General features: G+C 57.1%; 14 protein-coding genes and 1 riboswitch. Of the genes, 3 read left to right on the top strand and 11 right to left on the bottom strand.

Going from position 1 to position 20714, the window contains the following annotated elements; genetic code table 11:
• Positions 1 to 361: 361 nt before the first annotated feature.
• From GHN86_RS16220 to GHN86_RS16180, 9 genes are all read right to left on the bottom strand, one after another.
• Complete coding sequence (locus GHN86_RS16220; RefSeq protein WP_153380763.1) at positions 362 to 1066, bottom strand: PqiC family protein; 705 nt, start codon at positions 1064 to 1066, stop codon at positions 362 to 364.
• Between the two features lie 173 nt (positions 1067 to 1239).
• Positions 1240 to 3504 carry a DNA topoisomerase IV subunit A gene (gene parC / locus GHN86_RS16215; RefSeq protein WP_153386932.1) on the bottom strand — a complete coding sequence of 755 codons (2265 nt, stop codon included), beginning with the start codon at positions 3502 to 3504 and terminating at the stop codon, positions 1240 to 1242.
• A gap of 11 nt (positions 3505 to 3515) precedes the next feature.
• A complete protein-coding gene (locus GHN86_RS16210) occupies positions 3516 to 4037 on the bottom strand; it encodes a retropepsin-like aspartic protease family protein (protein WP_153386930.1) in 522 nt (173 codons plus the stop codon).
• Positions 4034 to 5014: an esterase-like activity of phytase family protein gene (locus tag GHN86_RS16205; protein WP_153380769.1), complete on the bottom strand. Its 981-nt coding sequence runs from the start codon at positions 5012 to 5014 to the stop codon at positions 4034 to 4036. Before GHN86_RS16205 ends, GHN86_RS16210 begins: the two co-directional genes overlap by 4 nt.
• Positions 5014 to 6918, bottom strand: coding sequence for a DNA topoisomerase IV subunit B (gene parE, locus GHN86_RS16200; RefSeq protein ID WP_153380771.1), 1905 nt, complete (start codon positions 6916 to 6918; stop codon positions 5014 to 5016). Before parE ends, GHN86_RS16205 begins: the two co-directional genes overlap by 1 nt.
• Before the next feature lie 51 nt (positions 6919 to 6969).
• On the bottom strand, positions 6970 to 7578 hold the full coding sequence (locus tag GHN86_RS16195) for a YqiA/YcfP family alpha/beta fold hydrolase (RefSeq protein WP_153380773.1): 609 nt from the start codon (positions 7576 to 7578) through the stop codon (positions 6970 to 6972).
• Between the two features lie 96 nt (positions 7579 to 7674).
• Positions 7675 to 8490 carry a 3',5'-cyclic-AMP phosphodiesterase gene (gene cpdA / locus GHN86_RS16190; RefSeq protein WP_153380775.1) on the bottom strand — a complete coding sequence of 272 codons (816 nt, stop codon included), beginning with the start codon at positions 8488 to 8490 and terminating at the stop codon, positions 7675 to 7677.
• A gap of 52 nt (positions 8491 to 8542) precedes the next feature.
• Positions 8543 to 8995, bottom strand: a complete 453-nt coding sequence (locus GHN86_RS16185; protein WP_153380777.1) for a DUF1249 domain-containing protein — start codon at positions 8993 to 8995, stop codon at positions 8543 to 8545.
• Positions 8986 to 9603, bottom strand: coding sequence for an NUDIX domain-containing protein (locus GHN86_RS16180; RefSeq protein WP_153380779.1), 618 nt, complete (start codon positions 9601 to 9603; stop codon positions 8986 to 8988). Before GHN86_RS16180 ends, GHN86_RS16185 begins: the two co-directional genes overlap by 10 nt.
• A gap of 223 nt (positions 9604 to 9826) precedes the next feature.
• On the opposite strand from GHN86_RS16180, the gene GHN86_RS16175 reads away from it, so the two are divergent.
• Positions 9827 to 10564, top strand: coding sequence for an RsiV family protein (locus tag GHN86_RS16175; protein WP_153380781.1), 738 nt, complete (start codon positions 9827 to 9829; stop codon positions 10562 to 10564).
• 120 nt (positions 10565 to 10684) lie between these two features.
• On the opposite strand, the gene cytX is transcribed toward GHN86_RS16175, so the two are convergent.
• Complete coding sequence (gene cytX / locus GHN86_RS16170; RefSeq protein WP_153380783.1) at positions 10685 to 11947, bottom strand: putative hydroxymethylpyrimidine transporter CytX; 1263 nt, start codon at positions 11945 to 11947, stop codon at positions 10685 to 10687.
• A 187-nt stretch (positions 11948 to 12134) separates the two neighbouring features.
• Positions 12135 to 14024: a phosphomethylpyrimidine synthase ThiC gene (thiC, locus tag GHN86_RS16165; RefSeq protein ID WP_153380784.1), complete on the bottom strand. Its 1890-nt coding sequence runs from the start codon at positions 14022 to 14024 to the stop codon at positions 12135 to 12137.
• A gap of 154 nt (positions 14025 to 14178) precedes the next feature.
• Positions 14179 to 14284: riboswitch (TPP riboswitch) on the bottom strand.
• 172 nt (positions 14285 to 14456) lie between these two features.
• Here thiC and GHN86_RS16160 point away from each other — a divergent pair.
• Positions 14457 to 15893: a TolC family outer membrane protein gene (locus tag GHN86_RS16160; RefSeq protein ID WP_153380786.1), complete on the top strand. Its 1437-nt coding sequence runs from the start codon at positions 14457 to 14459 to the stop codon at positions 15891 to 15893.
• 120 nt (positions 15894 to 16013) lie between these two features.
• A complete protein-coding gene (locus GHN86_RS16155) occupies positions 16014 to 20714 on the top strand; it encodes a dermonecrotic toxin domain-containing protein (protein WP_153386928.1) in 4701 nt (1566 codons plus the stop codon).

Raw genomic sequence — 20714 nt, 5'->3', positions numbered from 1 at the left:
TAATATCAGGGAAATCGCTTCGCTAACTGTTCGCTATGTCTCCGAACAAAGTGTTCGCGATGTCCCCGGTCCATACACTCCCAAAGGGAGAGGGGACTGACCGTGGTGATTTGAAGCCCACTGTCAGTCTGTTTGAACGCTATCAATTTCGAACGATCCCAAATCAGCTCCCCCTCCCCCTAAATAAAAGGGACTGACCTTGGTGTGTTCGAGTTCCCCGCTGATCCGTCAGGCCGCAGCCAATCAAAAGCATCCCCCAATCAGTTCCCTCTCCCTCCGGGAGAGGGCTAGGGTGAGGGGCTTTTGACTGGCCAAAAAAAATCCCGCACATGTGCGGGATTTCTTGTTTTCGCCCGAACACTCAGAACCTGAATACTTCCATGTCCGTGCGAATTGGTGAGGCCATCGGAATCTTCGGCTTTTCACTGTCCTGCTTGGGAGCTGCTTTCTTTTCCGGTGCTCGCGGTTCAACCAGGGGCGGCTGGTTAGCCAGCGGCTTGAGCGCCACCGCCAATTGCTCGCTCAACTGTTGCAACAACTCACCCTGAGCCTTGACCTGATCAGCAGTCGTACCCTCATGCGGCTTTTCAAGGTGAACCATGCGGTTGTCGCGCACTTGACCACGGCGGTCAATCAGACGCCATTGTGCGTCCAGAATCGCTGGCTGATTTTTACCCGAATCCAGTCGCGTAATGGACAACAGTACTTGCACATCCGGGCTGAAGCCCGCAGGCGCAGGGGCCAGCACGACGCGCTGACTGTCAAGGCGCCACGCCAGTTGACGTAACAGTAACTGGTCAATGTCTGCCGACAAGCTGCCCGCCCAACGACCGTGCAGTGCTGCACTCAGGCTGCCATCGGTCTGTCGTTGCAGCAGGGTTTCGCGTTGCAGGTAATCGGCCACTGTCACCGGGCCAAGTACCACCGACATGCCCGCACTTTGCTTGGGCTGGCCAGGGGTGCCGCTGTCCAGCTGGTACAAGGCCGCGGGCTGGTGCACGCTGCACCCCGCCAGGCCAAGCACGCCAGTCAGCAGCGCAATTAAAGGAAGACGTAGAACGTTCATCTTTCCATCCAGGTGGCCGCCGTGTGGCGCGCCTCAATGTGATTCCAATTCATAGGAAGTTACTTATACGTCGTTTCACAATCGCGGCATATCATCCGCGAATATCGACCGTGACTCCAGCGCTGTTGCGCCGATCTACGCGATAAAACGCAGATCAGACGCTCTAAACAGCCTTAATTGGGCACTTCTACCAGCAAAGCATCAACACGCTGGAAACCTCGCGGTAATTTGTTACCCCGCCGACCACGCTCACCTTTGTAATGTTCAAGGTCGTCAGCTTTGAGCGACAACGTGCGTTTACCCGCTTGTAACACCAACGTGGCGTTGTCCGGCAATACAGCAATGTCGGTCACGTACTCATCGCGGCTGGCAACGCGATCACCGGGAATACCGATGATTTTGTTGCCCTTGCCCTTGCCCAGTTGCGGCAGGTCGCTGACTTTGAAGATCAACAGGCGCCCTTCCGTGGTCACCGCTGCCAGCCAGTTGTGCTCACGGTCTGCCACAGGCCGTGGCGGCATCACGTGCGCGCCCTTGGGCAGGCTAAGCAGCGCTTTACCCGCCTTGTTTTTGGCTTGCAGGTCTTCACCTTTGACCACAAAACCGTAACCGGCGTCGGAGGCAATCACGTACAACGCGTCGTCTTCCGGCAACAGCACGCACTCGAACGTCGCGCCCGGCGGTGGTGTAAGGCGACCTGTTAACGGCTCGCCCTGACCCCTGGCAGAAGGCAGCGTATGGGCCGCCACCGAATAACTGCGCCCGGTGGAGTCGATAAACACCGCGAATTGGTTGGAACGCCCGGCAGCAGCAGTCTTGTAACCATCCCCTGCTTTATAGGACAACCCGGTCGCGTCCAGATCGTGGCCTTTGCCACAACGAACCCAGCCCTTTTCCGACAGGACAACCGTCACCGGTTCGGTGGGTACCAATTCGTTTTCCGACAGCGCTTTGGCTTCAGCCCGAGCAACGATCGGTGAGCGACGATCATCACTGTAGGTTTTCGCGTCTTCGATCAGCTCAGTGCGCACCAGCTTTTTGAGCTTGGCTTCGCTGCCCAGCAACGCTTGTAACTTGGCTTGTTCTTTACGTAGTGCATCTTGTTCGTCACGCAGTTTCATCTCTTCAAGACGAGCCAATTGGCGCAAACGCGTGTCGAGGATGTAGTCAGCCTGGGTTTCGGTCAGGCCAAAGCGGGCTATCAGCTCGGCTTTAGGGTGCTCCTCGGTCCGAATAATGTGGATCACTTCGTCGAGATTCAAGTAGGCGGTGAGCAAACCGTCCAACAGGTGCAGACGACGCTCGACTTTATCAAGGCGGAACTGCAAGCGGCGGCGCACGGTATTGATGCGGAACTCAAGCCATTCGACCAGCAGGGCACGCAGGTTTTTCAGCTGCGGCTTGCCGTCCAGACCGATGATGTTGACGTTAACGCGGAACGTGGATTCCAGCTCGGTCACGGCAAACAGGTGCTGCATCAGTTCGTCGAGATCCACCTTGTTGTTGCGCGGAATGATCACGATGCGGCACGGGTTTTCGTGGTCCGATTCGTCACGCAGGTCAGTGACCATCGCCAACTTGGTCGGCTTGGCCTGCATCAGCGCAGCAATCTGTTCCAACACCTTGGCGCCCGAGACTTGATGCGGCAAGGCGGTGACGACAATATCGCCGTCTTCAACGTGATACACCGCCCGCATGCGCACCGAGCCACGACCGGTCTGATAAATCTTCAGCAAATCAGCACGCGGGGTGATGATTTCAGCTTCAGTCGGGTAGTCCGGGCCTTGAATGTGTTCGCACAGTTGCTCGACCGTGGCTTTCGGTTCGTCAAGCAAACGCACACACGCCGCCGCCACTTCGCGCAGGTTGTGCGGCGGGACGTCGGTGGCCATGCCCACTGCGATGCCGGTGGTGCCATTGAGCAGGATGTTGGGCAAGCGCGCTGGCAATACCGCCGGCTCGTCCAGTGTGCCGTCAAAGTTCGGCACCCAGTCTGCGGTGCCCTGCCCCAGTTCGCTGAGCAGCACTTCGGAGTAACGCGACAAGCGCGCTTCGGTGTATCGCATGGCCGCGAAGGACTTGGGATCGTCCGGCGCACCCCAGTTACCCTGGCCATCGACCAGGGTGTAGCGGTAGCTGAACGGCTGCGCCATCAGCACCATCGCTTCGTAGCAGGCCGAGTCGCCGTGGGGGTGAAATTTACCGAGCACGTCACCGACGGTACGCGCCGATTTTTTGTGCTTGGAATCGGCATCCAGCCCCAATTCGCTCATGGCGTAAACAATACGCCGCTGTACGGGTTTAAGGCCGTCACCGATGTGCGGCAAGGCCCGGTCCATGATCACGTACATGGAATAGTTGAGGTAGGCCTGTTCGGTGAAGTCGGCCAGTGACCGGCGTTCTACGCCGTCCAGGCTGAGATCAAGGGAGTCGCTCATGCGGACCTCATTCAGTTCGTTGTCTGGCGCAGCAGCATGGTGCCGCCGCGCTGGGTAAATTCGAGTTTGTTCAACGCACTCATGCCCAGGAGCACTTGTTCGCCTTCAAGCCCCGGAGCCGCCACTGCACGCACGTTGCGCAGCACAATGGCCCCCAGTTGCAGGCGGTCGATTTGAGTGCGATAGCCCTGCGCGCGGCCATTGGCCGTGCTCAAGGTGACAGGCGCGCCTTTGGGCAGCGCCAGTTGTTCTGCCAGATCCAGCGGAACCGCCACATCGGTGGCTCCGGTATCGAGTAAAAATTCCACCGGCACGTTATTGATACGGCCACTGGCAACAAAGTGCCCCTGCACATTGGCGAGCAGTTTGACTTCAATGAAGCCCTCGCCCTGTTGCGAGATGACGTCGGTATTGGGGTTGTCCTGACGCTGTTCCCAGCGCCCGAAAAACTGTGTCGCCAGATACAGACCGGCGCACCAGGCGACGATCATGAACACACGTCCCATGCCTTTTCCCGGTGCTTGCTGGCTCATGACTTGGCGCCCCAGCCACCTTGCGGGGCAGCAAAACGCCAGACGATAGGACGCTTTTCGCCATCCGCCCGTACATGGTTGCCGTTATCCACACCGATCCAAGCGCCTTTGGCGTCCAGGCTCAGCGCCTCGGCGGTGCCATAACCGGAGTTGTAGCGCCGCGCATCGGTCAATGCATCGTTGGCAAACGACCAGCAGCGCTCCACTGCCCCGGTGGCTGGTGTACGGCGGCAAATGCGGTAGGCCATGCGCTCAAGGGTAAACAGCTTGCCGTCGAACAGCGCCAGATCGGCAAAGTCCTTTTGTTGCGCCTTGGCCTTTAAGCGAGCGGGCGGCTGTTCAAGCCCACCCTCGCTCATCACCACACACCCGCCTTCACAGTTCCATACGCTTTGTTGCTTGCGCAGGGTCAGCAAGCCTCGGCGTTCACGCTCGGCCGCCAGCCACAGCTGGGTGCCTTGCGGGTTGACGGCAATGCCTTCAAACAACGCATTGAAATGCAGCAACATGCCACTGCCTCGCGCCTGACGCACCAACGCCGGGTCGATCTTGAGCCAGGCAGGTTCACCAATAGGCGGCACTTGCAGTACCGCCGCATGGGTTTCGCTGACGACATAACGGTTGCCCGCCTCGTCACAACTGATGCCTTCGAAATCCAGGTCGCCACCGCGCAACGGGCTGACGGCTTTGTGCATCATGCGCACACCCCACGGCAAACCGCTTTCGGGGGGTGGCGGCACGTCGATACTCAACGCTTCGGCTTGCCATTCGGCATAGCGGGTATCGAGCCGGTAAATCTGATCATCATCACGGTCAGACACCGTCCACATCTCACCCTGACACAGCGCCAACCCGGACAGGTTGCCGCCGCGCATGCCTTCGACCGGATGCTCGGCTTGCAGCACCAGCTCAGGCCATGTATCGGCCAGCACCGGCGCAGCGCTCAAGCACAGACCCAGCAGTAACGCTCTGCCCATCAAGTCAGAACCTGCGCCAGATTGCCCTTGGATTCGAGCCAGCTTTTACGATCACCCGCGCGTTTTTTGGCGAGCAGCATGTCCATCATTTCAGAAGTGGCGGCGAAGTCTTCCAGCGTGAGTTGCACCAGACGCCGAGTGTTCGGGTCCATGGTGGTTTCACGCAGTTGTGGCGGATTCATCTCGCCCAGCCCCTTGAATCGTGTGACTTGTGGCTTGCCGCGTTTCTTCTCGGCCACCAGACGGTCAAGAATCCCGTCGCGCTCGGCTTCATCGAGGGCGTAGTAGATCTCTTTGCCCAAATCGATACGGTACAGCGGCGGCATCGCGACATAGACGTGACCGGCATCCACCAACGGACGGAAATGCTGCACGAACAAGGCGCAGAGCAAGGTGGCGATATGCAAGCCGTCGGAGTCGGCGTCGGCGAGGATGCAGATTTTGCCGTAGCGCAGCTGGCTGATGTCAGCAGCGCCCGGATCGACGCCAATGGCCACGGCAATGTTGTGCACTTCCTGACTGGCCAGCACTTCGCCGCCATCGACTTCCCAGGTATTAAGGATCTTGCCGCGCAAGGGCAGGATCGCCTGAAACTCTTTGTCCCGCGCTTGTTTGGCCGAGCCGCCAGCGGAGTCACCTTCCACCAGAAACAGTTCGGAGCGCATCGGGTCCTGCCCGGCGCAATCCGCCAACTTGCCCGGCAAGGCCGGGCCTTGGGTGATGCGCTTGCGCTCAACTTTTTTGCTGGCCTTGAGGCGACGCCCGGCGTTGTTGATCGCCAACTCCGCCAATTGCATCCCCAGCTCAGGGTTGGCGTTAAGCCAGAGGCTGAAGGCATCCTTGACCACGCCCGATACAAATGCCGCCGCTTCGCGCGATGACAAGCGCTCCTTGGTCTGACCCGAGAACTGCGGTTCCTGCATCTTCATCGAAACAACGAAGGCAATGCGCTCCCAGACATCTTCAGGCGCCAGCTTGACGCCACGGGGCAGCAGGCTGCGGAACTCGCAGAATTCGCGCATGGCGTCGAGCAAGCCCTGACGCAGGCCGTTGACGTGAGTGCCGCCTTGGGCCGTTGGAATCAGGTTGACGTAGCTTTCCTGAACACTGTCGCCACCCTCGGGCAACCACAACAGCGCCCAGTCGATGGCTTCTTTATTACCCGCCAGGCTGCCGCAAAAGGGTTCGTTGGGCAGGCGCTCAAATTCACTGACCGCGTCGACCAAATAGGAGCGCAAGCCGTCTTCGTAATGCCACTCGATTTTTTCGCCGGTGCTTTTGTCTTCAAAGCTGACCAGCAGCCCCGGACACAATACGGCCTTGGCTTTGAGCACGTGCTTGAGACGGCTGACCGAGAACTTGGGCGAATCGAAGTATTTGGGGTCCGGCGCGAAATACACGCTGGTACCGGTGTTGCGCTTGCCGACCGTACCGATGACTTCAAGGTCGGTGGCTTTATAGCCATCGGCAAAGGTCATCTGGTATTCGTTGCCGTCACGCTTGACCTTGACCCTGACCTGCGTCGACAGCGCGTTGACCACCGAAATACCCACGCCGTGAAGACCGCCGGAGAACTGGTAGTTTTTGTTGGAGAATTTGCCGCCCGCGTGCAGCTTGGTCAGGATCAGCTCGACACCCGACACGCCTTCTTCGGGGTGAATGTCCACGGGCATGCCGCGCCCGTCGTCACTGACTTCCAGCGAGTGGTCAGCGTGCAGGATGACTTGCACCGATTTGGCGTGACCGGCCAGGGCTTCGTCGACACTGTTGTCGATGACTTCCTGAGCCAGGTGATTGGGCCGGCTGGTGTCGGTATACATGCCGGGGCGCTTGCGCACCGGGTCGAGGCCCGAGAGGACTTCGATGGCGTCGGCGTTATAAGAGCTAGCGCTGGGAGTGGCCATAAGGTCTCGTCGTTAGTCGTAAATTAAGAATAAAGGCCATGACCGGGGCGCCTAAAGGGCCGCAAAGTCGATGGCTTGAAAGCGGTGTGCACTGATGCCGGCGAATGTCAGAAGCTCGGGCAACTGCTGGGCGAAGCCCTGGTAGCTGTGATCACCGCCTGCCTGAATACGTAAGGTACACGCCTTGTAGTATTGCTCAGCGTAGCGGTAGTCCAGGGTTTCATCGCCTGTTTGCAACCATACCTTATAACGCTGCGGGTCCTGAGGGGCTGGCACTTCAAGTTCGGCAAGGGCCGCCACATGGTCGAGCGTCAGCTCCCAGGTTTCGCCGCTGTAATGATTGGTTTGCGTACCCAGATAGCCGTCGAACATCCGATGCGGGCTGACGGCTGGATTAATCAGCAGGGCCTTGAGGCCCAACTGTTCGGCCAGATAGGTCGCATAGTAGCCGCCGAGCGAGCTGCCGACCAGCAGCGGCCTGCCAAGCTCCTGAATTGCCCCCTGCAATTGGGCAATGGCCTCACGCGGATGGTGATGCAAAGCCGGCACTTGCAAGTGATGACCGAGGCCGATGCGCTGCATCACCGTGGCGAGCTGGCTGGCTTTGGTGGACTCGGGCGCGCTGTTGAAACCGTGGATGTACAAAATGGAACCGGACATGCAATCACTCCCGAGTACAGGTTAGCCGAACGCTACATCAACAAAGACGCGCAGTTTAGCCTGACTCGGCATCGGGATATATCCGGTCTGCAACACTCAGTAATTATTGGCGCTGTAATCGGGCTTGAAGGTGAAATCTGCCAGCCGCGAGATGCCGGTCTGCACATCACCATCAGGCAACAGACGCAGCCAGCGATACCCCGGTGCCTGGGTGCTGACCTTGAAGTCCGTGCTACCCGGCTCGAACTGAAGACAGGTTGAAGGTGTGGCCAATAGCCTCACGCCGTTGCGTTCCTGATCAAATGTTTGGTGCACATGCCCCCACAGCACCGCGCGCACCTGCGGGAAGCGGTCGACAACGGTCCAGAACGCAGTGGCATTGTGCAAACTGATCGCGTTCATCCACTCGCAGCCAATGGGCACAGGGTGGTGGTGCAAGCAAACCAGGTGATGACGTTCGGGCGCCTCACTCAGGGCTTGAGCGAGCCGTTGCAGTTGATCGTCTTCCAGATAGCCGTGAGCTTTGCCCGCAACAGACGAGTTGAGCAGCGTAATGCGCCAATTGCCAATATCGACCACAGGTTCCAGCAAACGGCTTTGCACGGCGGCTTCGGCCATGGGTATGAGGTCATCATGATTGCCCGGCAGCCAGCGCGCGGGGGCTGCCAGCACGTCGGTCATCTGACGAAAGCGCTGATACGCCTCAACGGTTGCGTCCTGAGTCAAATCCCCCGTTGCCAAAAGCAGGTCGACCACGGGCTGTTCAGCGCGCACAAGATCGATCACTCGTTGCAAGCTTTCAGCTGTTTTAAGCCCCAGTAGCGAACCGTCTGCGTCAGCAAACAAATGGCTGTCTGTCAGTTGCACCAGCAGCACCGGATCGAGGGTGGTCAGCGTGGAGACATTGGGCAAGGGGATTTCTCCGGGTCACGGTTATATAAGAGCGAAGACATGAGATAGATCTTTATCGGACTTGCGCGTACTCATGACCGCAGGTCAGGCAATGACTGAGCCACTCACCCAAAAAGATATTGAGCTGGGCCTTTTCATCCGGTTGATGCATGGCCACATTGGGATAGGCATAGATACTGCGAAAACGTCGCGCATGTTCTGCGCCGATCACTTCCGCCATGCGTGCATCGTGGTAAACCTGCACCTGCAATTCAGGCACGGGCAACCAGGGCAAGCTGTGTTCCTGACGCACGCGCAGAGTGCTGGTGTACGGGCAATCGAGCACCACTTCAAGGGTCAGGACGCCCAGCATCTGGTCGCCCTGCGTCACCGCAATTCGCCGCGCACTGGGTTGTTCACGCATATCGGGCAGCAAGCGCATCAAGCGTGCAAAGTTAGCCTCGCAGGCTGCCTGCAAACCAATCAAATCGACCGTATAGCGATCGCGTCGCGCCGTTACTGCCATAACCCCCTCACTTCAGCGCGATTAAGCGCCAGCCATTGCAGGGCGATAATGCTCGCTGCATTGGAAATACGTCCATCTCGTACTGCTTGCAGCGCATCTTCGTACGCCCAAACAGTCACACGGATATCTTCTGCTTCTTCTTCCAGTCCATGCAAGCCGCCCACGCCTTCAGTGCTGCAGCGGCCCAGGTACAAATGGACAAATTCGGTGCTGCCGCCTGGCGACGGGAAATAGCGCGTGATGGGCCATAGCGACGAGAACGTCAGCCCCGCCTCTTCTTCACCTTCGCGGTGAGCCACTTCTTCGGGCTCTTCGGCCTTGTCGATCAGGCCAGCGACCAGTTCGATCAACCACGGAGTATCGGTCTTGCCCATCGCACCGACGCGGAACTGCTCGATCAGCACCACTTCATCACGCTGCGGATCATAGGGCAGCACACACACGGCATCGTGGCGCACAAATACTTCGCGGCTGATCTCACGGCTCATGCCGCCGGCAAAGAGTTCATGGCGCAGGTGAACGCGATCAAGTTTGTAGAAGCCCTTAAAGCACTCTTCGCGTTTTACGACCTCGACAGCGCTGGGCGTGGCGCGGGTGATATCAGTCATTGCAAACCTCTGGCTGGCGAATTCTTACCGGGGCGAACCCCAAGCATCGCGCATCCTAACGCGCCTGATGTTCAGCATGTAGCCTCTTTTTTGCTACGGGGATAGACGGATCGCCTGCAAACCCTCTCTAATTGACATCCCTAAGCTTAGTGGCGAACTGACGCCTTTGTTGGCAGTCGAACACGCATAATTTCACCTTTACTTTCGTTGATGAAGGACGACCATGTCGCTTTTAAAATTTGCCTCCATGGCGTGTATAGCTTTGACACTGGGCGCTTGCCAGAGTGTTTTCCAGCCCAAGCCGATGGCGTTCACCCAGGACGCCTCGGAGCAAGTCAAGACAGGTTGTGAGGGCCAGGATTGCCCGCTGGTGAATATTGACACCTTGCACTTTGCCGATGCGCCGCAGCTCGACGCACTGATCGAAAAGCGCCTGCTGCAAATGACCGTGAATTCGCCTGACGAAAAGCTCGCGCCTTCACTGGACGCCTACCGCGAACAGTTTCTGCGCACAGCGCAACCCCGCAACAGCACTTACCTGCAGGCCAAAGTACGCGAACAGCATGACGATCTGGTGGTGATCGAGCTGTCCAGCTACCTGGACACCGGCGGCGCACACGGCATGCCGGGGCGCGGCTTTATCAACTACTCGCGCACAGCCCAGAAAGAAGTGACCCTGCAGGACATGTTGCTGCCTGGTCAGGAGCAAGCCTTCTGGGGCGCGGCCAAGGTGGCGCACAACAACTGGCTGATCAAAACCCACTACGGCAGCGACCCGGAGTACGTGAAGAACTGGCCATTCCAGAAAACCCCTCACGTGGCCCTGCTCAAAGACAACGTAGTGCTTAAATACGACGTGTACAGCATCGCACCGTATTCCGAAGGGCATGTTGAACTGAGCATCCCATACTCGCGACTGCGCGGAATTTTGAAGCCTGAGTGGGTGCCGGCCGAGGGTTAAACCAGAGCGACCCTCACCCCAGCCCTCTCCCAGAGGGAGAGGGGGCTGATTTGTGGTGTTCTTGTGGTTGTGCGCGGTCTGTTCCCTCTCCCTCTGGGAGAGGGCTAGGGTGAGGGGCTTTTAATGTTTACGCCCCAACACCCACTGCAACACCCCCGCCAGCATCAACGCCGGCAACGTTGCGCCCACATCCGGCATAAAATTCGCCAGCATGTGATACGTCACCACCCCGCCCAACCAGGCCAATAACGCCGAACCGCTCAATAACCTTGGCGCCACCTGAGCACTGCGTTTACGCAGGATAAAGTGGTCCACCAGCACCACGCCAAACAACGGCGCAAACACCGAGCCGATCAACAGCAAAAAGTTCTGGTACTGCGCCAGTGGCGCGAAGCAAGCAATCAAGGTGCAGATCACACCGATGATCAACGCCAGATGCTCGACCTTCAACCGCAGCAATAGCCCGCTGGAGACCGCCGCCGAGTGAATATCGGCAAAGGCGTTTTCCGACTCGTCCAGCAGAATCAGCAACAAAGGAATCCCCAACCCAGCCCCGGCCAGCGCCAGCAATAGCGCATTGACTTCACCGCTCGGAGCAAACGCCAAGGTGTAAGCCACGCCCAGACTCATCAACCAGAAGTTGCCAATCAAAAAGCCTAGCGCCGTACCCCCGAATACGCTTTTGGCGCGTTTGCCGAAGCGTGAATAATCGGCAATCAAAGGCAACCACGACAGCGGCATGGCGATGGCAATATCAAAGCCCACGGCAAAGGGCAGCGAACCATCGCCCTTTTGCGCCCACAGCGCAGGCAAATCGGCTTTGCTGAAGAGGTTCCAGGTCAGCCACAGGCACGCGCCCAACAAAAGCCAGATACCCCATTTGCGCAAAATTTTACGCACAAAGGTCAGCGGCCCACTGACGGCCAGCAAGGTCGCCAGGGCACCGAAGAACAGCGTCCACAACAAGGGTTGGCTCCACAGGCTGGTGTCGCTGAATGCCCGCGCGCCCAACAAACTGGCGGCGTCGCGCATGACGATGATTTCAAACGAACCCCAGCCGATCAGTTGCAACACGTTGAGCAATGCGGGAAGCATTGCGCCGCGACTGCCAAGGCTGAGTTTCAGGGCGGCCATGGACGACAGGCCGGTGTCGCTGCCGATGACCCCGACTGACGCCAGTAACGACACGCCCACCAGCGTCCCGAGAAAGATTGCAAATAACGAACCCGATAGCCCCAGACCCGGTGCCAGCAGCGCGCCGGTCTGCAACACCATCAGGCCAATGCCCAGAGAAAACCACAGGGAAAACAGATCGCGACCGCCGAAAACCCGCTTGTCCAAAGGGACAGCAAGGTCTGGGGAGTAAGTACTGGGTGTGTTCAAGGTATGAATCTCAAGAAGAGCAGGATAAACACTGACCCTGTAGCAGCTGCCGCAGGCTGCGTCCGGCGAGGCCGTCGTCGTAAATTCAGAGATCGCGGTGCATCTCGTAGACCGCACGCTCAGGTTTTACGATCGCTTCGCAATCGGACGCAGCCTTCGGCAGCTGCTACGGGGTTAGCGGTTCAGATCACACTTTTTTGTACAACTGGCTGCCTTCCTGCTTGAAGCGCTCTGCCTGTTCAGCCAAACCTTTAGCCACGTCGACGTCGATGGCGTCAATACGCTGGTTAGCCGCGTAAATCCGCACTTCCTGGGTGATTTTCATCGAGCAGAATTTCGGCCCGCACATGGAACAGAAATGCGCGACCTTGGCCGAGTCTTTTGGCAAGGTTTCATCGTGATATGAACGCGCCGTGTCCGGGTCCAGCCCCAGGTTGAACTGGTCTTCCCAGCGGAACTCGAAACGCGCCTTGCTCAAGGCATTGTCACGGATTTGCGCACCGGGATGGCCTTTGGCCAAGTCGGCGGCGTGGGCCGCAATCTTGTAGGTGATGATCCCGGTCTTGACGTCATCTTTGTTCGGCAAGCCCAAGTGTTCTTTAGGCGTGACGTAACAGAGCATGGCGCAACCAAACCAGCCGATCATTGCCGCGCCAATGCCCGAGGTGATGTGGTCGTAACCCGGCGCAATGTCGGTGGTCAACGGCCCCAAGGTGTAGAACGGCGCCTCGTCACAGCACTCCAGCTGTTTGTCCATGTTCTCTTTGATCAACTGCATAGGCACGTGGCCGGGGCCTTCGATCATGCATTGCACGTCGTGCTTCCAGGCGATTTTGGTCAGCTCGCCCAGAGTTTCCAGCTCACCGAACTGCGCCGCGTCGTTGGCGTCGGCAATCGAACCGGGACGCAAGCCATCGCCCAGCGAGAAGCTGACGTCGTAGGCTTTCATGATTTCGCAGATTTCGTCGAAATGGGTGTAGAGGAAGTTCTCTTTGTGATGCGCCAGGCACCATTTGGCCATGATCGAACCGCCACGGGACACAATCCCGGTCACACGCTTGGCGGTCAGCGGCGCATAACGCAGCAGCACCCCGGCGTGAATGGTGAAGTAGTCGACGCCCTGCTCGGCCTGTTCGATCAGCGTGTCGCGGAACAATTCCCAGGTCAGGTCTTCGGCCACGCCGTTGACCTTTTCCAGCGCCTGATAAATCGGCACGGTGCCAATCGGCACGGGCGAGTTGCGGATGATCCACTCGCGGGTTTCGTGAATGTGTTTGCCGGTGGACAAGTCCATGACTGTGTCCGAACCCCAGCGAATGCCCCACGTGAGCTTGGCCACTTCTTCTTCGATAGAGGAGCCCAGCGCGCTGTTGCCGATGTTGCCGTTGATCTTCACCAGGAAGTTGCGGCCAATGATCATCGGCTCCAGCTCAACGTGGTTGATGTTGGCCGGGATGATGGCGCGACCGCGGGCGATTTCGTCGCGCACAAACTCAGGGGTTATTTCTTTCGGGATGTTGGCACCGAAACTGTGACCCGCGTGCTGCTGGTCAAGCAAGCCGGCGGCACGGGCTTCTTGCAGCTTCATGTTTTCACGGATGGCGACGTATTCCATCTCGGCGGTGATGATGCCCTGCCGTGCGTAGTGCATCTGGCTGACGTTGGCACCTGCTTTGGCCCGACGCGGGTTCTTCACATGGGCGAAGCGCAGTTTGGTCAGTTCGGCGTCTTCAAGGCGCATTTGGCCAAAATTCGAACTCAGGCCCGGCAAACGCTCGGTGTCGTTACGGTCATCGATCCACGCCGAACGCACATCGCCCAACCCTTTGCGCACATCAATTTCTACGGACGGGTCGGTATAGGGGCCGGAGGTGTCGTAGATCAATACCGGGGCGTTGATTTCGCCGCCAAAATCAGTCGGCGTGACATCCAGGCTGACTTCACGCATAGGCACCAGAATGTCCGGGCGTGAACCCTGTACGTAGACTTTTTGCGAGCGGGTAAAGGGCTTGACCGACTGTTCGTCGACCTTGGCTGAATCACTGAGGTTGATTGCGATTTTTGATTTTGTACTCATCACGGCTCTCCAGACTGCATCCAGGCGGATTGTCGGAGGGAGAACCTGAAAAAAGCACGGACGCACCCAAGGACTGGATGCTGAGTGGCAACCTCGAACGACTGATCATTTTTTGACCAATCGATCCCGGACAGCACTCAAGAGGACTCGCCGGGAGACGAGAAATCTTGTTCCCTACGCAGGCGTTAACCTGATCAGGTTCAACGGGATCCGAAATTATTCGATCTCAGCCTCATAGCAAGGCACCCCGACAAGAACCCGGCCAGTCTAGAGGCAATAACGCCCAACGCCAACCCCCGCCATTCATGCCGGGATAAAAGGTTCAACAACGGCATTGTTGCAAGGTGTCACGGCAACTACACTCGCTACGTCTTGAAACCGCGAGTCGGACTCGGGCCTTTATTTATCGCATTCTTGAACTAGGGATCGCTCATGCTGCGCAAACTATCACTGGCTATCGCCGTGTCTTGGGCGACCAGCGCAATGGCTCTGGACACCACCGCCCCGTTATCCACTCAAAACGGTCTGGTCAGCGTTTACCACGAAGCGGTCGACAACAACGCTGATCTGGCGGCGGCACGCGCCGATTACGCAGCACAGAAAGAAATAGTCCCGCAGGCCCGCGCCGGTTTGCTGCCCAACCTTTCTGGTGGTGCCGAGTCAACCAACGTGCGCACGGCTATTGATCAGCCATCACTGACCACCACCCGCAGTGCCGTGGTGTATCAGGCCACCTTGGCGCAGCCGATCTTCAGGATTGATCGCTGGTTCCAGTTGAAGGCGGCCGAATCGGTCAATGAGCAGGCTGCTTTGCAGCTGTCGGCGACCGAACAGAATTTGATTCTGCAATCAGCTAATGCCTATTACTCGGTATTGCGCGCCCAAGACACACTGGCCGCCACCAAAGCTGAAGAAGAAGCCTTCAAGCGCCAGCTGGACCAGTCTCGCGAACGTTTTGACGTGGGCTTGTCGGACAAGACCGACGTGCTGCAATCCCAGGCCAGTTATGACACCGCACGCGCCAACCGGATGCTGGCTCAGCGCCAGGTTGAAGACGCTTTCGAAGCACTGGTGACGCTTACCAACCGTCAATACAACTCGATTGAAGGCATGCGCCACTCCTTGCCGATCTTGCCGCCGTCACCCAACAACGCCAAATTGTGGGTCGACACCGCCGGGCAGCAAAACCTTCAATTGCTTGCCAGCAACTATGCGGTGGATGCAGCAGAAGAAACCCTCAAGCAACGCAAGGCCGGCCACGCGCCGACCCTCGATGCGGTGGCACAGTACAAAACCGGCGACAACGACGGGTTCGGCCTGAGCAACCCCAATGCCTTCAACCAGCGCTATGGCGGTGATGTATCGCAACGCAGCATCGGCATTCAGTTGAACATACCGATCTATAGCGGCGGGCTGACCAGTTCACAAGTGCGTGAATCGTATTCGCGCCTTGATCAGACCGAGCAACAGCGCGAGCAGTTGCGCCGCCAGGTGGTCGAAAATACGCGTAATTATTTCCGCGCGGTGAATACCGACGTTGAGCAGGTAAAGGCGCGTAAACAGTCGATCATCTCCAATCAAAGTGCGCTTGAAGCGACTGAAATCGGCTATCAGGTGGGTACGCGCAATATCGTCGACGTGCTTGATGCTCAACGCCAGCTGTACAACTCGGTGCGTGATTACAACAACAGCCGCTATGACTACATTCTCGACAACCTGCGTCTCAAGCAAGCAGCTGGCACGTTGAACCCTGGCGACCTGCAAGCCTTGGCGCAATATTTGAAAGCCGACTACAACCCGGACAAGGACTTTCTGCCTCCGGACTTGGCCAAGGCCGTGGAAGCGGACATGCGTTCACCGGGCAACTGAAGGGTTGGTATACGCGTCGTGGTACACAGCGCATATCCCACTACCACCTGCACTTGAGGTTCACAGCGGTAAATACGACTCCGGTCGTTTGACCTCTGTGAACTCAAGACAGGAACACTCATGCCGCTACCTTCCGACGCTTCATCCCCCATCACGCCCGTCGTGCCGATGGCAAACGCTGTAAAAGCACAATTCGCCAACCCACCGTCACTCGTCACCATCGTTCGCACAACGCTTGCAGAGGCTATCGGGCAACGCTACCCCTCTCTGGTGTTTGACCTGCACAACACTCAAGTCGCCACGCCGGTTTCAGGGGGCAATTACCATTTTTATCCGTTAATGCCTTGGGTAATGGCGTATCTGGGCAGCGGTAATGCCATTGATTTTAGTCCTGCCCACAACTCTCCTTATTACCTCAGTGAGCACATGCCGGACAGGCTTGAACCTGCCGATGGCACTCTGGATATGAAGGTGATCGAAGGCCTTATCAAGGAGCTAACGTGGCGTGTGCCAATCGTCCTTCAAGGTGCAGTGAGTGACTTCTGGGAACAGCACTCACATATTTGCACCAGTCGCTGGCTGTGGATCAGTGATGTGTTCAAAGACACCCTGACCGTCAGTGCGCTCCACCATACCGGCCTGTCTGACAGAGAGCGCTCGGCGATTAACCAAGTGCTTATTTGTCCTGAACGGGAAGACCGGATTCTTCAATACGGCGAAAATGCGACTCGGGTCTATTTACTGAAAGCAACGATTACGAACGCTGGTGTCAGTCGCTCCGCCGTGAGCTCAAGAATCGCCCTGGTCAATGCAAATCAAACACTGGTGTACAACTCCAACGGCAAAATCAGTGCCTATAGAACTTCGGCGTCCCACTCCCAGTCCATTGCCAAGCGATTCGCTCGCCTCTATCAAGCGGATGAAGTAAGAATCAAGCGCTACGAATTGGACGGTAATGCTTTCGAAACCCATGCCGCGGCGATACTGAACCGCCAACTGGAACTGCTGGGATCGATCAAACTACCGGCCCATATAGGTTGGGAGACATTGGAATCTACCTATCGCGACATTGTCGATCCGTCTGATTTTTTCAGAGAAGCCCCTAACGCCAACCCGCAAACCCTTGACTCACTCAAGCAGCACCTGCCCGACTGGCTACAAAATGCGTCTATCGCTGATCAGTCCATTTACCGTCAATACTGCCTGGCGTTATCCAGCGCCAAAAAAAATAGCCAAGGGCGAACGTACCTCAGCGAAATAACAGACATCCGCACCTATGCCGCCGACGTTCTGCATCAGCAGATGCAACGGGACCAAGAGCAGTTCGAACACGACATGCTCAAACACATTGTCATTGAGCAATTCCATCCTGATGACATTGAACTGACCTTTGTCACAGTGACCGGCCCCTTCGGCACGATCGGTATCAAAGAGCCCGTAACCATGAGCCTCACCGATCTGGCGCTGAAAAATCTGAGTGGCCGCCCTAAAGGCGAACTGACATTACGGCATCGTCGAGGACTGTCGCTGCCTTTCTGGCTTACACCCAACTACATAACCGATCGCAACGGCCTTATTGAACAGGTCAATATCGGTGAAGCCTATCCCTCACGACTTGAAGACCTGCTGTTGAGTGCAACACAGGATGCGAAATTACGTGAGCGACTGTTCTCTGAACATGTGCGTTTACTACTGCCTCTACAGGCACTGGAGTTCAGTCTCAAACATGAGAACGGCATGACTCCGGTGGGCGCACGCTATGTCGCCGCCGTGATGAAGACGCTGGCGGCCGACCGTGAGGTTGAAGGGCAAGCCATCGTGATGAAGCACTTGGCGCTGGTGCGTAAACATGAGGCCACCCCGGATGTCGTGAGCAATATGTACATCATTGAGCCCCTTGACATTCACGTCGGGCCACACGTGTTGTACCGCCCGTTTTATGCACAGTCACTGATTGAGTTCCCAACGCGTGCCGCACTGCTGGATGCCATTGCGCACCCCGGGGATTTGCAGAACAGCGTACTGACCTGGCTGAGTGACAGTGCCCGCCCCATCTACGACAACGGGGGGTTCAAAGAGCCGCATTACGTTCGGTTTGGGCTGGGCGATGAATTTTCGCCCCTCGAAATTCCGGCGCCCGCTGAATTGGCAACTGACGGGGTCAGTAGCGAGCTTCTGCAATATCTGCAAAACGGTCAATTGATGCTATTTCTGTATGGCAGTAACGCCAGGGCGCTGGTGGATCAGGCCAAAGCTGAATCCGTGTCGAACAGTGAAAGCCGCTGGGCCGTACTGCTCGAAGGCGGTGGGCTGATATTCAACAGCTTACTGCTGATACCCGCTTTGCCTCGTCCGTTAATGTTGGCGGGCTGGCTATTCAGCCTTGCAAGCTCTGTCAACCAAGACATCCCCGCGCTGGCCAGCAACGACTCCGCCACCCGCGAACTCGCGGTAGCCGATGTGCTGCTCAATCTGGGCATGTTGCTCTTTCACCTCTTCCCCTCCGTAACACCTGAACCCACACCCTTGACGGCAGTGAACCGAGCACAAGCACTGCACCCGTTCATGCCCGCTTCCATCGTGGACGAATGGCCCGCTCCGCCGCCCCCTAAAGTTGTTGAGGGCATTGTTGCCTTAGCGGGTGAGTTCCCCAATACAGAAAGCACCACCCTGGATTTCAGCTTTTCGAGCGCCCGCAACCGCCTTACCCACAGTCAGCGCGAACGGCTGGACCTGCTGAAGGTGCCGTACACTCTCCCGCTGCCAGCACCTGCAACCGGTGGTTTATATAAGGGTCTGTACGAGATCGATAAACAATGGCACGTGCTGATCGGCCAAGACCTGTTTGCCGTCCACATCTCTGCAAGCAACACGGGTGTCATCATTGCCCCTTCAGGCATCGACCACCACGGCCCCAATGTGCGCGCTGACAGCAACGGCAACTGGTCTCTTGATTTGCGCCTGCGCCTGCAAGGCGGGGCGCCAAATGAAACAATAGCGGGTATTCAACAAAAAAACGCCGCTCGCAGACTAGCTCTGGAGGCTGAGCTAGAAGCTTTTCACTTGCAAGAATTCACTCTGCACCGAGCGGTCAACATTTCACATCAAATACTTGAACGCGCCATCGCCGACCCACGCTTTAGTGCTGAGCAGTTGGCCAATATGCGTGAGCAATTCGCAACCTCCCTGCAGAAACAGCTGAGCGCCTTATTGCAACTGTTAGATAGCACTGAAGAACGAATTAAACTCAACATACCCTTCCCAAAAAAAATCGTGATCTCCCTGCTTGGCAAGGCGTTTAAAAACCAGACCTCATCCCTGGCGCTCTCGTCCTATGAACAAAGGGGCTTGCAAGCCAAGTGGCCTCAGTTCACCACCCCAGACCGGGGAGTGGATGTAGCCGGAGAAGCTGATCCTGAAGGTTTCATCCGCTACCTCAAAGAACAAATCGAAGTCACAGACCGCACTATTGCCAAGCTGGAACTCAGAAGTACTTATGGGGAGCAGTTGTACGCCCTCGGAGGCGAGGGCACCGAAAATGCCAACAACCTTTTTTCGGAACTACCTCTGAATGCTCACACCAGCCTCACTCTTAAAGGCGTTCAATTGAGTTGCCTGAAACTGACCAGCTCAAAAGTGTCAGCCGTCACCCTGGTCGAGAGCAGCCTGGATGAGGCAATAGATCCCCTCAAAGAACAGGTACGGACCCACAACGAGCTTAATACGCTTGAGCTTAGCACCAGCAACCGCATCGAAGTTTTGGACAACCTGGTCAAGCAATATGGTCAAGCTCTGGACGCCTTGCAAGGCATCAGCATCGTCAATGCCGAGGACCTGGAACTTGACTACTTCGACAAGCTTCAAGTGCTGGTGAAAGAGCTTTACCAAGACGTTGTTAAGCAGCTGGCTGCGGAAATCGCCCCCCCCCTAACGTTGCAAAAACGGGCACGAAAACGCAATCCGTCCTCGCTGGGCAGACCACAGAAAAGGGTGATCAATACCCGCAAAAAAGGCCCGTTGATTGGTGAAGTGAAGCCCGCGGGAAGCGAGTGGCCAATTGAAGTCATTGAATTACGCTCCAGTTATGACAATCAGCTGCTCTCCACCTATTCGCAACACGGAGATGAGTGGGTCGAGATAGTCACCCAGCGCGCCGAGGCCCCTGCTGCAAAACGGATGTTGAACATCATTAAAGGAGATGCGCGCAAACTCTTTGACATGCTCGATGGGCATATTCAAAAGGCCAGGCAATATAAAAGGCAATCACAACACCCCGTAGAAGTGGAGGAACTGCTGAACCATGAGGCCGGAAAGCTTAAAAAACTGGCCACTGAACTGCACGGCGCTCTACTGGCTCAACCTCAGGACACAAGGCTGCCCGCAGACCAATTGCTGGTCGACAATATGGTGCGTGGCGCAACTCAAATGATCGATGAAGGCAAGGCGTTACGTATCCAGTTGAGCCTGGAGCTGCCCCCGACCGACGGCAACTTGCGCTACCTGCTTGATCAAGAGCGTGTACAGATTGCAGGCCTTGGCCGCCGGATACACTTACAGGGCGAGCGCCAGGATTACATACAGGAATATGCCATCAACGACCGTCAGGGGGCTGCGCTTTGGTATGCCCATTTTCACTATGCCCAAGCTGACACCCCTAAAGCGGATTACTCGCTTGCCCATTTGAAGACCAAAGAACAGCGCACACTCAGTTACTTCACGCAGCTGGCTACCGCTAAAAGCGGGCAGGCCATTGTGAATATTCATCGCGGCCAAATAGGTAAAAAACTTGCGGAGCGTGAGTTTCTGCCACTGGCTACTTGA

It is taken from the genome of Pseudomonas helleri (genome assembly GCF_009600315.1).
In the GTDB taxonomy this organism is placed as follows: domain Bacteria; phylum Pseudomonadota; class Gammaproteobacteria; order Pseudomonadales; family Pseudomonadaceae; genus Aquipseudomonas; species Aquipseudomonas helleri_A.
This window is presented reverse-complemented; position numbering and strand designations above follow the sequence as displayed.

What these genes read in the sequence shown, in the direction of transcription:
- GHN86_RS16220 (WP_153380763.1), bottom strand. Translation starts at nt 1,066, where the DNA reads ATGAACGTTCTACGTCTTCCTTTAATTGCGCTGCTGACTGGCGTGCTT.
- parC (WP_153386932.1), bottom strand. Translation starts at nt 3,504, where the DNA reads ATGAGCGACTCCCTTGATCTCAGCCTGGACGGCGTAGAACGCCGGTCA.
- GHN86_RS16210 (WP_153386930.1), bottom strand. Translation starts at nt 4,037, where the DNA reads ATGAGCCAGCAAGCACCGGGAAAAGGCATGGGACGTGTGTTCATGATC.
- GHN86_RS16205 (WP_153380769.1), bottom strand. Translation starts at nt 5,014, where the DNA reads ATGGGCAGAGCGTTACTGCTGGGTCTGTGCTTGAGCGCTGCGCCGGTG.
- parE (WP_153380771.1), bottom strand. Translation starts at nt 6,918, where the DNA reads ATGGCCACTCCCAGCGCTAGCTCTTATAACGCCGACGCCATCGAAGTC.
- GHN86_RS16195 (WP_153380773.1), bottom strand. Translation starts at nt 7,578, where the DNA reads ATGTCCGGTTCCATTTTGTACATCCACGGTTTCAACAGCGCGCCCGAG.
- GHN86_RS16185 (WP_153380777.1), bottom strand. Translation starts at nt 8,995, where the DNA reads ATGGCAGTAACGGCGCGACGCGATCGCTATACGGTCGATTTGATTGGT.
- GHN86_RS16180 (WP_153380779.1), bottom strand. Translation starts at nt 9,603, where the DNA reads ATGACTGATATCACCCGCGCCACGCCCAGCGCTGTCGAGGTCGTAAAA.
- GHN86_RS16175 (WP_153380781.1), top strand. Translation starts at nt 9,827, where the DNA reads ATGTCGCTTTTAAAATTTGCCTCCATGGCGTGTATAGCTTTGACACTG.
- thiC (WP_153380784.1), bottom strand. Translation starts at nt 14,024, where the DNA reads ATGAGTACAAAATCAAAAATCGCAATCAACCTCAGTGATTCAGCCAAG.
- GHN86_RS16160 (WP_153380786.1), top strand. Translation starts at nt 14,457, where the DNA reads ATGCTGCGCAAACTATCACTGGCTATCGCCGTGTCTTGGGCGACCAGC.
- GHN86_RS16155 (WP_153386928.1), top strand. Translation starts at nt 16,014, where the DNA reads ATGCCGCTACCTTCCGACGCTTCATCCCCCATCACGCCCGTCGTGCCG.